General features: G+C 63.2%; 12 protein-coding genes, 1 tRNA gene and 1 riboswitch. Of the genes, 8 read left to right on the top strand and 5 right to left on the bottom strand.

Annotation, left to right across the window (positions count from 1 at the left end):
- Window positions 1–4: 4 nt before the first annotated feature.
- Window positions 5–436, bottom strand: coding sequence for a hypothetical protein (locus NKH01_RS17790; protein WP_352493790.1), 432 nt, complete (start codon window positions 434–436; stop codon window positions 5–7).
- Window positions 437–562: 126 nt separating this feature from the next.
- On the opposite strand from NKH01_RS17790, the gene NKH01_RS17785 reads away from it, so the two are divergent.
- On the top strand, window positions 563–913 hold the full coding sequence (locus NKH01_RS17785) for a DUF952 domain-containing protein (RefSeq protein ID WP_353021432.1): 351 nt from the start codon (window positions 563–565) through the stop codon (window positions 911–913).
- On the top strand, window positions 910–1,986 hold the full coding sequence (locus tag NKH01_RS17780; protein WP_353021429.1) for a quinone-dependent dihydroorotate dehydrogenase: 1,077 nt from the start codon (window positions 910–912) through the stop codon (window positions 1,984–1,986). The genes NKH01_RS17785 and NKH01_RS17780 overlap by 4 nt, the downstream gene beginning before the upstream one ends.
- Before the next feature lie 3 nt (window positions 1,987–1,989).
- Here the strand turns inward: NKH01_RS17780 and NKH01_RS17775 are convergent, their stop codons facing one another.
- Complete coding sequence (locus NKH01_RS17775; protein WP_352860760.1) at window positions 1,990–3,414, bottom strand: MATE family efflux transporter; 1,425 nt, start codon at window positions 3,412–3,414, stop codon at window positions 1,990–1,992.
- Window positions 3,415–3,464: 50 nt separating this feature from the next.
- Here NKH01_RS17775 and NKH01_RS17770 point away from each other — a divergent pair, with 50 nt between their 5' ends.
- On the top strand, window positions 3,465–4,367 hold the full coding sequence (locus NKH01_RS17770; protein ID WP_352482474.1) for a histone deacetylase family protein: 903 nt from the start codon (window positions 3,465–3,467) through the stop codon (window positions 4,365–4,367).
- A 62-nt stretch (window positions 4,368–4,429) separates the two neighbouring features.
- On the opposite strand, the gene NKH01_RS17765 is transcribed toward NKH01_RS17770, so the two are convergent.
- Window positions 4,430–4,732: a DUF6460 domain-containing protein gene (locus NKH01_RS17765; RefSeq protein ID WP_254816341.1), complete on the bottom strand. Its 303-nt coding sequence runs from the start codon at window positions 4,730–4,732 to the stop codon at window positions 4,430–4,432.
- 93 nt (window positions 4,733–4,825) lie between these two features.
- Between NKH01_RS17765 and NKH01_RS17760 the strand changes: the two genes are divergently transcribed.
- Window positions 4,826–4,899: transfer RNA gene (locus NKH01_RS17760), tRNA-Gly, on the top strand.
- A gap of 315 nt (window positions 4,900–5,214) precedes the next feature.
- Here the strand turns inward: NKH01_RS17760 and NKH01_RS17755 are convergent.
- Window positions 5,215–6,204, bottom strand: coding sequence for a LysR family transcriptional regulator (locus tag NKH01_RS17755; protein WP_352716963.1), 990 nt, complete (start codon window positions 6,202–6,204; stop codon window positions 5,215–5,217).
- Window positions 6,205–6,521: 317 nt separating this feature from the next.
- Here NKH01_RS17755 and chvE point away from each other — a divergent pair, with 317 nt between their 5' ends.
- The 4 genes from chvE (at window position 6,522) to araD1 (ending at window position 11,683) form a co-directional block, all read left to right on the top strand.
- Window positions 6,522–7,586 carry a multiple monosaccharide ABC transporter substrate-binding protein gene (gene chvE / locus NKH01_RS17750; RefSeq protein WP_023719486.1) on the top strand — a complete coding sequence of 355 codons (1,065 nt, stop codon included), beginning with the start codon at window positions 6,522–6,524 and terminating at the stop codon, window positions 7,584–7,586.
- 99 nt (window positions 7,587–7,685) lie between these two features.
- Window positions 7,686–9,218 (top strand): multiple monosaccharide ABC transporter ATP-binding protein, encoded by a 1,533-nt coding sequence (gene mmsA / locus NKH01_RS17745; RefSeq protein WP_353021428.1) that lies wholly within the window; start codon window positions 7,686–7,688, stop codon window positions 9,216–9,218.
- Window positions 9,215–10,507, top strand: a complete 1,293-nt coding sequence (mmsB, locus tag NKH01_RS17740) for a multiple monosaccharide ABC transporter permease (RefSeq protein WP_352790962.1) — start codon at window positions 9,215–9,217, stop codon at window positions 10,505–10,507. Before mmsA ends, mmsB begins: the two co-directional genes overlap by 4 nt.
- Before the next feature lie 183 nt (window positions 10,508–10,690).
- Window positions 10,691–11,683 (top strand): AraD1 family protein, encoded by a 993-nt coding sequence (gene araD1 / locus NKH01_RS17735; RefSeq protein WP_353021426.1) that lies wholly within the window; start codon window positions 10,691–10,693, stop codon window positions 11,681–11,683.
- Window positions 11,684–11,712: 29 nt separating this feature from the next.
- Here araD1 and NKH01_RS17730 read toward each other — a convergent pair whose 3' ends face one another.
- Entirely contained in the window at window positions 11,713–12,807 is a 1,095-nt protein-coding gene (locus NKH01_RS17730; RefSeq protein ID WP_353006240.1) for a 2'-deoxycytidine 5'-triphosphate deaminase, read from the bottom strand.
- A gap of 135 nt (window positions 12,808–12,942) precedes the next feature.
- Window positions 12,943–13,020: riboswitch (SAM riboswitch) on the top strand.
- The last annotated feature ends 59 nt before the right edge of the window (window positions 13,021–13,079 follow it).

Here is a 13,079-nt window from a genome sequence, read left to right as displayed (position 1 = left end):
TTGCCTAGGTCTTTTGCGAATTGGGCTTGGCGCCGTCTTCGTCCTTGTCCATGTCCTTGACGATATCCATGAAGCTGCGCAGGAAGCGCTCCATGTAGCCCATCGTCTTGTTGAAATCCTCCTCGCTGGGCAAAGTCGATTCGAAACGCGCGGCAAGCGAATTTTCGAGCTTGGCGACGCGTTCGTCGAGCGCCTTCACCGAATTTTGCAGCCGGTCGATCTGATCCTGGAAGGCGGCACGTTCGTCGGCCGCCGTCTTGCAGACGAGCTGACCGGAACGCTCCTCGCAGAGCGACATGGCGCCGGTCTGCGTATCCATGCGCACATAGCCATTGGCCGATTTTTCCAGCCGGTAGCGATCGGCTTCCTCGGAAAAGGCCGAAGCTGCGACAAGCGAGACCAGTGCTGCGGGGATCAAGACGTGTTTCAGACGCATGTTTTCCTCCATGAGCCAGTCGGCGCAATCTATCACAGTTTGCGCCGGAATTGGGGAAGAACCTGAAATGGGGAAGAACGCGGGCCTGCCCTTCCCCGCGTCGTCGGTTCGGATTATAGCGCAACGATGTCCGAGATCATCTACAAGATAGTTCCCGAGGCGCTGTGGCGCGAGGCTGAACGAGAAGGCCGCTTCACCGGCGCGCCGATCGACGTCGCCGATGGCTTCATCCATTTTTCCACCGCCGGGCAGGTTCGGGAAACGGCAGCCAAGCATTTCGCCGGCCAGAGCGGGTTGCTGCTGGTCGCCGTCGACGGCGCGCACCTCGGCGATGCGCTGAAATACGAGGTCTCGCGCGGCGGCGCCTTGTTCCCGCATCTCTATGGCGGGCTCGGCCTCGATGCGGTCATCTCGGTGCAGGCATTGCCGCTCGGTGCCGACGGCCGGCACGAATTCCCGGCGCTGGAGGCCGAATGAGCGCGTTCGACCGGATCGGCCAGAAACTGCTGTTCACGCTCGATCCGGAAACCGCGCATGGGCTGTCGATTGCCGCGCTGAGATGCGGCCTGCCGGTCGCCGGGCGCCCTTTGCGAGACGACAAGCTAAAGGTCAGCCTTTGCGGGCTCGATTTCCCGAACCCGCTCGGCATGGCGGCCGGCTACGACAAGAATGCCGAAGTGCCGGACGCACTGCTCGGCCTCGGCTTCGGCTTCGCCGAGGTCGGCACGATCACGCCGCTGCCGCAGACGGGCAATCCGAAGCCGCGCATCTTCCGGCTGCCTTCGGACGGGGCAGTGATCAACCGGCTGGGCTTCAACAATGAAGGCCACGCCGCCGCGGAAAAACGTCTTGCTGCCCGCAAGGGCCGCGCCGGCGTCGTCGGCGTCAACGTCGGCGCCAACAAGGACAGCGCCGACCGCGTCGGCGACTATGAGCGCGGCGTGATCAGGTTTGCGCGATACGCCGGCTATCTGACGATCAACATCTCCTCGCCAAACACGCCGGGCCTGCGCAACATGCAGGCGCGCGAACAGCTTGGTGAACTCCTGTCGCGGGTCATGGCCGCGCGTGCGGCGGCACCGGCAAAGCCGCCCGTCTTTCTCAAGATCGCGCCGGACCTGGTCGAGGCCGAACTGGAGGACATCGCCGCCGAGATCACCGACAAGCAAATGGACGGCGTCATCGTCTCCAACACCACGATCGCGCGAGCCGGCCTGCGCAGCGCCGGCCTTGCCGGCGAGACCGGCGGGCTTTCGGGAAAACCCTTGTTCGAGCGCTCGACCATCGTGCTGGCAAGGATGCGAAAACTACTTGGCCCGGATCCCGCCATCATCGGCGTCGGCGGCGTCGATTCCGCCGAGACGGCGCTGGAAAAGATCCGTGCCGGCGCCGATCTCGTCCAGCTCTATACCGGCATGATCTATGCCGGGCCTGCGCTGCCGGGGCGTATTCTTTCCGGCATGGTCCGTTTCATGGACAGTCAAGGGCTGAAGTCGCTGCGCGAGCTTCGCGACAGCCGCCTCGATCACTGGGCGACGAAACCGCTTTAGCGATCAGTTAAAGGCCGTGCGCACCCGCAGCCGCAATATAGTGAGCAGGCTGAAGCCGCGTACCAGCAGGAACACGTGCAGCGCCGCCCACAGGCCGTGATTGCCGAACGCCGGCGCCAGGATCAGCAACGCGGCGCTGAACGCCAGGAACGACACCAGCATCATGTTGCGCATGTCGCGCGACCATGTCGCGCCGATGAAAACACCGTCCATCTCGAAAGCCAGCACGCCGCTGAGTGCGGTGAATGCCGCCCATGGCAAGTAGATGTCGGCGACGGCGCGGACGTCTGTCGAGGTCGTGATCAGGGCGACCAGACCGGTGCCTTCCAGCAGGAGCACGAGCGTCGCCACGCCTGCCAGGCCGAGCCCCCAAAGCAGCGTCAGCCGCACCGCCTGGTCAAACGCCGTGGCGGCACGGGCGCCGATGGCGCGCCCGGCCAGCTGTTCGGCGGCGGTGGCGAAACCGTCGAGGAAATAGCCGGCAACCAGGAAGAGGTTCATCAGCACGGCGTTGGCGGCCAGCGTCAGCGTGCCGAATTGCGCGCCTTGGCGCGTGAACAGCGCGAAGGCGGCGAGCAGTGAGAAGGAGCGGATCATGATATCGCGATTGAGCGACATCATGCGCAGGAATGCCGGCAAATCGAGGACGCGATGGCGCGGCAGCCTGGGTGCGGCCCAGAAGCGCCGGCCGACGATGGCGAGACCAAGCAGCATGGCGACGAACTCGCCGGTGAGCGTCGCCCAGGCGACGCCGGCAACGCCCCAGCCAAGCTCCAGGGCGAGCAGGAAGCAGAGCGCGATATTGATGCCGTTCAGCACCAGCTGCAGCATCAGCCCGAGCCCGCCCTCGCCGCGCCCCAGCACATAACCAAGGATGGCGTAATTGATAAGCGAGAACGGTGCTGCGAGCATCCTGATGCGGATATAGACGTCCATCGCCGCGCCGACGCGCGGCTCGGCGCCGATGAACCATTGCCCGGCAGCCGAAACCAGGGGCGCAAGTGCGGCAAACACGATGCCGGCGACGACCGCGATCAGCACGGCGCGCCAGAACACCGCCTGCTCCTCCAGTGCATCGCCGCGCCCGAAGGCCTGGGCGACGAGGCCGGTGGTGCCGGAGCGCAGGAAGTTGAAGGTGGTGAAAACGACGTCGAAGATCAGGGCGCCGGCCGCCAGGCCGCCGAGAAGGGCGGCGTCGCCGAACTGTCCGACCACCGCCGTGTCGACAATTCCGAGCAACGGCGTCGTCAGATAGGCAAGCGTCATCGGCACGGCGATGGCGAGCACCGAACGGTTGGTGACGACGAAAGCCCTGGCTTCGGTGACGTGGGCTTCGGTGGGTAAAGCCTGCTCCAAACGTGTGTTGCTTCCTGTTGCGGCTTGATCGGCTAGCCGATGTGCCCCAGTTTGCGGACCTCGCGCAACCATCCATCCCGGCATGGTCAACCGAAACCCGCCTCTGGCGCACCGGCCGTCCCATGTCCTTGCAGATCGTTCATCATCCCGATTACGACGCCGGTTTCGCCGTCAACCACCGCTTCCCGATGAGCAAATATCCGCTGCTGATGGACGCCTTGCGGGCACGCGGCCTGGCGCGGCCCGAAGCGCTCAACACACCAGCGGTGGCGCGGCCATCATGGCTGAAGCTTGCCCACGCGGCAGACTATGTCGACCAGGTGCTTGCCTGCGACGTGCCGGTGAGGATCGAGCGCGAGATCGGCTTTCCCGTGGGACCGCGGGTTTCGCTGAGGGCGCAGCTCGCAACGGCCGGCACGGTGATGGCGGCGCGGCTGGCTTTGCTGAACGGAATCGCTTGCAACACGGCCGGCGGCAGTCATCACGCGCGGCGCGCGCAAGGCGCCGGCTTCTGCACCTTCAACGACGTGGCCGTTGCCGCGCTGGTGCTGCTCGCCGAAGGTGCCGCCCAAAACATCCTGGTCGTCGACCTCGACGTGCATCAGGGCGACGGCACGGCGGATATCCTGAACGACGAGCCACGCGTGTTTACCTTCTCCATGCATGGCGACCGCAACTACCCCGCGCGCAAGATCGCCTCCAACCTCGACGTCGCCCTGCCCGACGGCACCGGCGATGCAGCCTATCTGGAGCGGCTGGGCGCCATCCTGCCGGAGCTGTCGGCGCGAAAGCGCTGGGATCTCGTCTTCTACAATGCCGGCGTCGATGTCCATGCCGAGGACCGGCTCGGCAGGCTGGCGCTGTCGAATGACGGGCTGCGCGCCCGCGACGATATGGTGATCCGCCATTTCCGCACGCTAGGCGTCCCGGTGTGCGGCGTTATCGGCGGCGGCTATTCGACGGATGTCGCAGCACTTGCCGCACGCCACGCCATCCTGTTCGAGGTGGCTGCGGGCTACGCGTGAAAGGCTGTTTGTTTGAGCATGATCTTTTCCGAAAGCCGGTTCCCACTTTTTGGGATCATGCTCTACTTCCTGAAATTGGCGATCCTGAGCAGGATGAAGGCCGGCACGACGATCGCGGCACCGAGCAGGATGTAGCCGAGGAAGCGGTCGATGGCGTGGAAGCCCAAATTCCACAGGTCGATGAAGAATTTGCGGATGCCGTAGAGCACGTCCATCGGCGACCAGCCGAAGGCGTTCATGACCAGGCCGACGAGGAACGACACCACAAGCAGCTTCAAGATCACCCGGAGCGGCGTATCGCCGAGAAAGCGGTTCAGTGCGGACAAGGCCTGTCTCCACAGTCGGGTGCCGCGATTCGGGCACATGCCCAGAAATACGCAGTTGACCGCCCGGCATCAAGCCGAGCCCTCAAACCGGATTGCGCATCGGCGCCGGGCCATGATATCGGAGGAACCAGCGCGGGTATGATGTAATGGTAGCTTGTCAGCTTCCCAAGCTGAACGCGCGGGTTCGATTCCCGCTACCCGCTCCAGCTTTTGCCACACGGGTTGCGCCTGAGTTGGCGATGTTGAAAATTTGCGGCTTTACAGGCAGTTTTACAGCTCGGCTGGCCGTCCTTCATCTGTTTGGCCGATGTGCCAGTTCGTCGAATATCTCACATTGAGGGTCGGCGGGGCCTCGAATGACCCCAACCGGAATGTCTACCCTTGGCCCGCTGGCTTCTGCTGGCGGGCTTTTTTTGAGCATCACGCAGCAGTTGTGGCCGACGTGCATCGGCGCCGCTGCTGGTGGGCCTGTCTGGTCGTCTGGCCGGCCACGGGATGCGCCCCGCTACCCGCTCCAATCCTCAGCCCACCTCCCGCAAAATAAAATCGTGCAGCATCTTGGCCGCCGGCGACAGCGCGCGGTTCTTTACCGTGATCAGGCTGTAGGGCCTGACCTCGATGTCGAACTCGGTCTGGACGACGTCGATGGCGCCGTCGAGCCCTTCGGGGTTCTGAATGAACTTCGCGACCTGGATCGACACCGGCGCGATCGCGTCGGATTGCGCGACCATGACCAGAGTCAGTAACAGCGAGCTGGTGTTGAGGATGCGATCCGGCAGCGCGATGTTGCGGTTCAAAAAGTTGCTTTCCATGGCTTGGCGCAGCGGCGAGCCGCCCGACTGGAAAACCCAGTCATAGGCGGCGGTGTCTTCCAGCCGCACTGCCTTGCCCTTGGTCAGCGGGTGGCCGCGGCGCACGATCAGGCAGGCCTTCTCGACGCCGATGACGCGGGCCTCGAACAGCCGCGGATTGAGGTCGTCGGGGATGCGGGCGATGATGAAATCGTGCCGAGAGGCGATCAGCTCGCGCGCCAGCACGTTCGAGGTCTCGACCTGCATGGTGATTTCGATGCGCGGATAGAGGCGCCGGATCTCGCGGATCGCCGGGACCGCCAGCTCGATCGCCGGTGCCGTGACCGCGCCCAGGAACACCGAGCCGCCCTTGCCCGCCTTGAGCTCGAAGATCTCGCGGTCGACCTCGCGCATCTCGAGCAGGATCGATCGCGCGCGCCGTGCCAATGCCTTGCCATAGGGCGTCAGCGTGATGCCGCGCGGCAGCCTTTCGCAGAGCTTGACGTCGAGCACCGCCTCCATCTCGGCGATCATGCGCGAAGCCGCCGGCTGCGAGATGTTCATGACCTGGGCCGCGGCACTCACCCGCCCGTGCTCGTCGAGGGCTGCGATCATGCGCATGTGACGCAGGCTCAAGCCGCTGCGCAGCAAGGTTCCGCCATCACCCGGGATTTCATCGTAACCGGCTGATATTCCGCCAGGATTTCGCAGCGCCGCCATGATTTTTCCCTACTCCTACGCCCGGCGCCCCAGCTGGATCCGGCAGCGTCGTCACTAGCCTAAGCCATATCAGTCTCGATATAGCAACCATCAAAGATCGCATTTGACAGTTATGGCAAAGCGACACACCCTTCGCGCGTCCTGAGACTTGACGGTCGGTGACGAGGGAAAACTCGTATCGATTGAAACCAGAGTTTCGGGGCCGATTGGGAGGATACCGGAGATCGATTGACGGCAGCGGCGCGTTTGGCGCTCCTGCACGATTGCGCGGCCCACGAAACCCAAGGGTACGCGTCCATCAACCAGGGAGAGTTAATGTGAAGATTATCAAGACACTGGCCGCCGTCGCGGCCCTAGGCATCGCGGCTATGACGCTGCCGGCGCAAGCGGGCGAAGGCCTGGTCGGCGTGCTGATGCCCACCAAGACCTCGCAGCGCTGGATCAACGACGGCGACGCCGTCAAGTCCCAGCTCGAGGCTCTGGGCTACACTGTCGACCTGCAATACGCGCAGGACGACATTCCGAACCAGCTCAGCCAGCTGGAAAACGAAATCACCAAAGGCCCGAAGGCGCTGATCATCGCTTCGATCGACGGCACCACGATGGGCGATGCGCTGCAGAAGGCGAATGACGCCGGCGTCGTCGTCGTCGCTTACGACCGCCTGATCAAGAAGACGCCAAATGTCGACTACTACACCACCTTCGACAATTTCGGCGTCGGCGTCATCCAGGCCAAATCGCTGCTCAAGGGCCTCGGCTATCCCGAGAAGAAAGGCCCGTTCAACATCGAGCTGTTCGGCGGTTCGCCGGACGACAACAATGCGTTCTTCTTCTATAACGGCGCCATGTCGGTTCTTCAGCCGCTGATCGACGACAAGACCCTCGTCGTGAAGTCCGGCCAGATGGGCATGGACAAGGTCGGCACGCTGCGCTGGCTGGCGGCAACCGCCCAGGCCCGCATGGACAATCTGCTCTCCGCCAACTACTCGGACGGCAGCCGCGTCGATGGCGTGCTCTCGCCCTATGACGGCCTGTCGCGCGGCATCATCGCTTCGCTGCGCGCCGTAGGCTACGGCACTGCCGATCAGCCATGGCCGATCGTCACCGGACAGGACGCCGAGACCGCTTCGGTCAAGGCGATCATCGCCGGCGAGCAGTATTCGACCGTGTTCAAGGACACCCGCGAACTCGCCAAGGCGACGGTCGAACTCGTCGACAAGGTGCTCTCGGGCGGCAAGCCGGAAGGCCTCGACACCACGACCTACAACAACGACGTCAAGGTCGTTCCCTCGATCCTGTTGACGCCGCATGACGTCGACAAGTCGAACTACCAGGCGCTGGTGGTCGACTCCGGCTACATCAAGGCCGAAGAACTGAAGTAATCGCGGTTACAAAGCCTGGGGTCCTGCGCAGGCAGGGCCCCTTTTCGTTGGCGAGCCAGCCCGGTATTGTTTGCGGACCTCGCAGGAGTGGTATTCTCAATGGCATCGACGATTTTGGAGATGCGCGACATCACCAAGACATTTCCCGGCGTCAAGGCGCTGTCGAACGTCAAGCTCATGGTCGAGGAAGGCGAGATCCATGCCGTGGTCGGCGAGAACGGTGCCGGCAAGTCGACGCTGATGAAGGTGCTGTCGGGTGTGTATCCGTCCGGCACCTATGACGGCCAGATCATCTATCGCGGCGATGAGTGCCATTTCAAAGGCATCCATGACAGCGAGCGCAAGGGCATCGTCATCATCCACCAGGAGCTTGCGCTGGTGCCGATGCTGTCGATCGCCGAAAACATCTTTCTCGGCAACGAGCAGGCCAGATACGGCGTCATCGACTGGAATGCCAACGAGACGCGCACCAGCGCCCTGCTCAAGAAGGTCGGCCTCAAGGAAGACCCCAACACGCTGATCACCAATATCGGCGTCGGCAAGCAGCAGCTGGTCGAGATCGCCAAGGCGCTCAGCAAGGAAGTGAAGCTGCTCATTCTGGACGAGCCGACGGCGAGCCTGTCCGAAAAGGACAGCCAGGCGCTGCTCGATCTGCTGCTCGAATTCAAGCGGCAGGGCATCACTTCGATCCTGATCTCGCACAAGCTCAACGAGGTGAACCGGGTCGCCGACAAGGTCACGATCATCCGTGATGGGCGGACCATCGAGACGCTGGCCAAGAAGGATATCTCGGAGGACCGCATCATCACCTCGATGGTCGGCCGTTCGCTCGACGACCGCTACCCGCCGCGAGAGCCGAAGATTGGCGAGACCGTTCTCGAAGTGAAAAACTGGTCGGTCTACCATCCCATCCATGCCGAGCGGCAGGTCATCAAGGGCATCAACCTCAACGCCCGCAAGGGCGAGGTGGTCGGCATTGCCGGGCTGATGGGCGCCGGTCGGACCGAGTTTGCCATGAGCCTGTTCGGCCGGTCCTATGGCCGTCGCATCACCGGCGAGGTGTTCCTTAACGGTAAGCCGATCGATGTCTCTTCGGTGAGCAAGGCGGTGGAACACGGCATCGCCTATGTTACGGAGGACCGCAAGACCTACGGTCTCAACTTGATCGACCATATCAAGCACAACATCACGCTGGCCAACCTGCCCGGCGTCTCGCGCCATGGCGTGATCGACGATTTGGGCGAGCTTTCCGTCGCCAACGATTATCGCGGCAGGACCAACATCCGCGCCTCGAGCGTCTATCAGATGACCGGCAATCTTTCTGGCGGCAATCAACAGAAGGTGGTGCTGTCGAAATGGCTGTTCGCCAATCCGGAAGTGCTGATCCTCGACGAGCCGACACGCGGTATCGATGTCGGCGCCAAATATGAAATCTATACGATCATCGCGCGTCTCGCCTCCGAGGGTAAGGCAATCATCGTCATCTCGTCGGAAATGCCCGAACTGCTCGGCATCACCGACCGCATCTACGTCATGAACGAAGGACGCATCGTCGGCGAAATGGCGGCGAGCGACGCCAGCCAGGAAAAGATCATGCGCGCCATCGTCCGTGGAGAAGGGAAAGCATCATGAGCACCGAAAGCGCTCCCGGGCCGCAAACCGGCGTCGCCCAGGATATACAACAGGCACCTCGCATTGCCGTCTCGGCGCTGGTCACCAATCTGCGCGAATACGGGTTGGTGCTGGCGTTGATCGCAATCATGGTGTTCTTCCAGTTCACCACGTCCGGAACGCTGTTCAAGCCGGTGAACCTCAGCAATCTCGTGCAGCAGAACAGCTTCATCATCGTGATGGCGCTGGGCATGCTTCTGGTGATCGTTTCGGGCCATATCGATCTCAGCGTCGGCTCAGTCGCCGGCTTCATCGGCGCACTGGCGGCGATGATGATGGTTATCTGGCCGCTTGGCCCGTTGAGCAATCCGCTGGTGGTGTCGATCGTCTGCCTGATCGTGGGTGGCGCGATCGGCGCGGCACAAGGCTACTGGATTGCCTATCACCGAATACCGAGCTTTATCGTCACGCTGGCGGGCATGCTGATCTTCCGCGGCATCTGTCAGGCGTTGCTGGGTGGCGGGTCTTCCGTGGGGCCGCTTCCAGTCGGCTTCAAGGCGCTGAGTTCCGGCTTCATTCCGGACCTGATCGGCCCATTGACGCTGATACCACCGACCGTGAACGCCGCCGGCAAAACCATTGTCGGCAGCGGCCTGACGCTGCACCTGACGACTATCGTGATCGGCCTCGCCGCCGTGCTCGCCTATGCCTATTTCGGGCTCAGGGCGCGGCGCACCCGCGAGCGGCATGGCTACGAAGCCGAGCCTTTCTCGCTGTTCGTCGTCAAGACCCTGGTGATCAGCGGGCTGGCGCTGTTTCTGGTCTACCAATTCGCCACCTATAGGGGCCTGCCCATCGTTCTCATGGTGATGGGCGTGCTGATCGCGTTGTTCGTCTTCGTTACCAAACGCATGACGATCGGCCGCCGCATCTATGCGATGGGCGGCAATGCCAAGGCAGCGCAGCTATCGGGCATCAAGACCGAACGGCTGACGTTGATGGTGTTCATCAACATGGGCGTGCTGTCGGCACTCGGCGGCCTGATTATCGCGGCGCGCCTGGGGCAGGCGGTGCCGGCGGCGGGCCTCGGCAGCGAACTCGACGTCATCGCCGCGGTGTTCATTGGTGGCGCTTCGGCGATGGGCGGCGTCGGCCAGGTCATCGGCGCGGTGGTCGGCGGTTTCATCATGGGCGTCATGAACAACGGCATGTCGATCATGGGCGTCAATGTCGATTGGCAGCAGGTGGTCAAAGGCCTGGTGCTGCTCGGCGCCGTCGTCTTCGACGTCTACAACAAGAACAAGGCTTGAGAGGCAACCAGGAGGCATACGGGTCACATCGCGGCGCTGCCGGGCGGCGCGAAGAAGTCCCCCGAGGGACCTGACCCGCGAGCGCAATCCGGACGAAGAATTTCAACCGCGGCGTGGACAGGGTCCGAGCCGCGCCGGGCAGGGTTTGCCAAGAAGGCAGGCCGCAATTCAGAGAGGGTTACCATGCTGATCTCACAGATCCTCGACGACGCCGAGACGATCCGCGTCGTTGCCCGCAACGGCGGCAAGACCCGCGTCATCAACGGCGCTCGCAGCGTCTATTCGCTGGCGATGGAAGCCGCGCGCACCGGCACCGGGCTTGTCGCCCTGATCGAGCGCAAGGGCTTCGGCGAAACCGTCGATCTCGACGCAGCCTACAAGAAGGGACGGCTGCTGTCGCCGATCAACCATCCCGATCCGGCGCATCTCCATCTCACCGGCACCGGGCTGACGCATCTCGGCTCCGCCTCGACCCGCGATTCCATGCACAAGAAGCTCAGCGATGGCGGCGAGGAACAGCTGACCGATTCCATGAAGATGTTCCGCATGGGGCTGGAGGGCGGCAAGCCGGCGAAGGGCCAGATCGGCGTGCAGCCCGAATGGTTCTACAAGGGCAACGGTACCATGGCAGTGGCGCCCGGCGCGGCGCTCATGTCGCCCGCCTTCGCCCAGGATGCCGGCGAGGAGCCGGAAATCGCCGGAATCTATGTGATCGGCGACGACGGCGCCCCGTTCCGCGTCGGCTTCACGCTGTCGAACGAGTTTTCCGACCACGTCACCGAGCGCGTGAATTATCTCTTCCTCGCCCATTCGAAACTGCGCAACGCCTCGTTCGGGCCGGAGATCCTGATCGGCGATTTGCCATCCGATATCCGCGGCGCTTCACGCATCCTGCGCCACGGCAAGCTGCTTTGGGAAAAGCCGTTCCTGTCGGGCGAGGCGAACATGTCGCACACCATTGGCAATCTCGAGCATCACCACTTCAAATACTCGGCCTTCCGCCAGCCGGGCGACGTGCATGTGCACATGTTCGGCACGGCGACGCTGTCCTTCGCCGACGGCATCAGGACGGAGGCTGGCGACGTGTTCGAAATCGAGGCGCAGGATTTCGGCCTGCCGCTGCGCAACCCGCTCGAAATCGAGCAGCCGGTGAAGGTCGCCGTGAAGGCGCTTTGAGCCGGCATAGGCCGCAAGTAAGGGGAAGCTCAGCGCGCGGCGCGGAAATGCTTGGACAGTTTTAGGCCCTGCGCCTGATAGTTGGAGCCGAGATCGGTGCCGTAGAGTGCCTGCGGCCGTTTCAGCATGTGCTCGTAGACCAGCCGCCCGACGATCTGGCCATGGTCGAGAATGAACGGCACTTCGTGGCTACGCACCTCGAGCACCGCCCGGCTGCCGGTGCCGCCCGACGCCGAATGGCCGAAACCGGGGTCGAAGAAACCGGCATAATGGACGCGGAACTCGCCGACCAACGGATCGAAGGGCGTCATTTCGGCGGCGTAGAGCGGCGGCACATGCACCGCCTCGCGCGACACCAGGATGTAGAATTCGTCCGGATCGAGCACCAGCTCGCCGGCACCGCTCTTGTAGAGCGGCTCCCAGAAATCGACGACATCCTGCGCGGCGCGCTTGTCGACGTCGACCAGGCCGGTGTGGTGCTTGCCGCGATAGCCGACCAGCCCATCCTTGTCGCCGTCGAGGTCGATCGACAGCGCGATGCCGCCGCCTGAGATGTTGGGTGGTTCGGTGGCGACCAGCATCTCGGCGCGGTGCAACTCGTGCAGCTCGCTTTCCGACAACAGCGCATTGCCGGTGCGGAACCTGATCTGCGACAGCCGCGAACCGGTGCGCACGACGATCGGGAAGGTGCGCGGGCTGACCTCCAGATAGAGCGGGCCTTCATAGCCGGCGGCGATCTTGTCGAACTCGTGGCCGCGGTCGGTCATTACCCGAGTGAAGATGTCGAGCCGCCCGGTCGAGCTCTTCGGGTTGGCCGAGGCGGAAATATGCGCGGGCAGCGCCAGGCTTTCGAGCAGTGGCACGATGTAGACGCAGCCGGTTTCCAGCACGGCACCTTCGGCGAGGTTGATCTCGTGCAGCTTCAGCCGGTCGAGCTTGTCGACAACCCTGTGGTCCGGGCCGGGCAAGAAAGAAGCACGCACCCGCCAGGCCTTGTCGCCGAGCCTGAGGTCAAGGCTGGCCGGCTGGATCTGATCGGCATCGAGCGTGCGCGGCGATTTCAGCGCGCCCGTCTGGAACAGCGCGGAAATATCCTGATCGGGAAGAATGCCTGTCTGCCGCAAGGGTCTGGCTCCGTTCGAACGCCGGGCGAGGTCTTGTTCTGCCGCAGGTCCGACACTGGACGCCTTTGGCACCTGCTTGGTACAACCCTCTTAATCATGCCGGCAATTGACGCAAGCGTGGCGCGGGTCTAAAGCTCGTTATCCCGTGGTGATTTGGCCGGTCGGCTTGCAGCCACGTTAAACAAGTCGCTAAAGGACCGTCGGGCCGCAAGGCCATATGGACCGGTTGCGACTTTCGCGACCGGTTTTTTGTTGTTTGGACCATTTTTGGT

Source organism: Mesorhizobium sp. M1403 (assembly GCF_040317695.1).
GTDB lineage: Bacteria > Pseudomonadota > Alphaproteobacteria > Rhizobiales > Rhizobiaceae > Mesorhizobium.
The sequence above is the reverse complement of the archived record's forward strand: the minus strand, read 5'-3'. Positions and strand labels throughout refer to the sequence as shown.

Excerpts from the sequence above, each read along its gene's own strand:
- NKH01_RS17790 (WP_352493790.1), bottom strand. The coding sequence starts at position 436 with ATGCGTCTGAAACACGTCTTGATCCCCGCAGCACTGGTCTCGCTTGTC.
- NKH01_RS17785 (WP_353021432.1), top strand. The coding sequence starts at position 563 with ATGTCCGAGATCATCTACAAGATAGTTCCCGAGGCGCTGTGGCGCGAG.
- NKH01_RS17780 (WP_353021429.1), top strand. The coding sequence starts at position 910 with ATGAGCGCGTTCGACCGGATCGGCCAGAAACTGCTGTTCACGCTCGAT.
- NKH01_RS17775 (WP_352860760.1), bottom strand. The coding sequence starts at position 3,414 with ATGGTTGCGCGAGGTCCGCAAACTGGGGCACATCGGCTAGCCGATCAA.
- NKH01_RS17770 (WP_352482474.1), top strand. The coding sequence starts at position 3,465 with ATGTCCTTGCAGATCGTTCATCATCCCGATTACGACGCCGGTTTCGCC.
- NKH01_RS17765 (WP_254816341.1), bottom strand. The coding sequence starts at position 4,732 with ATGTGCCCGAATCGCGGCACCCGACTGTGGAGACAGGCCTTGTCCGCA.
- NKH01_RS17755 (WP_352716963.1), bottom strand. The coding sequence starts at position 6,204 with ATGGCGGCGCTGCGAAATCCTGGCGGAATATCAGCCGGTTACGATGAA.
- mmsA (WP_353021428.1), top strand. The coding sequence starts at position 7,686 with ATGGCATCGACGATTTTGGAGATGCGCGACATCACCAAGACATTTCCC.
- mmsB (WP_352790962.1), top strand. The coding sequence starts at position 9,215 with ATGAGCACCGAAAGCGCTCCCGGGCCGCAAACCGGCGTCGCCCAGGAT.
- araD1 (WP_353021426.1), top strand. The coding sequence starts at position 10,691 with ATGCTGATCTCACAGATCCTCGACGACGCCGAGACGATCCGCGTCGTT.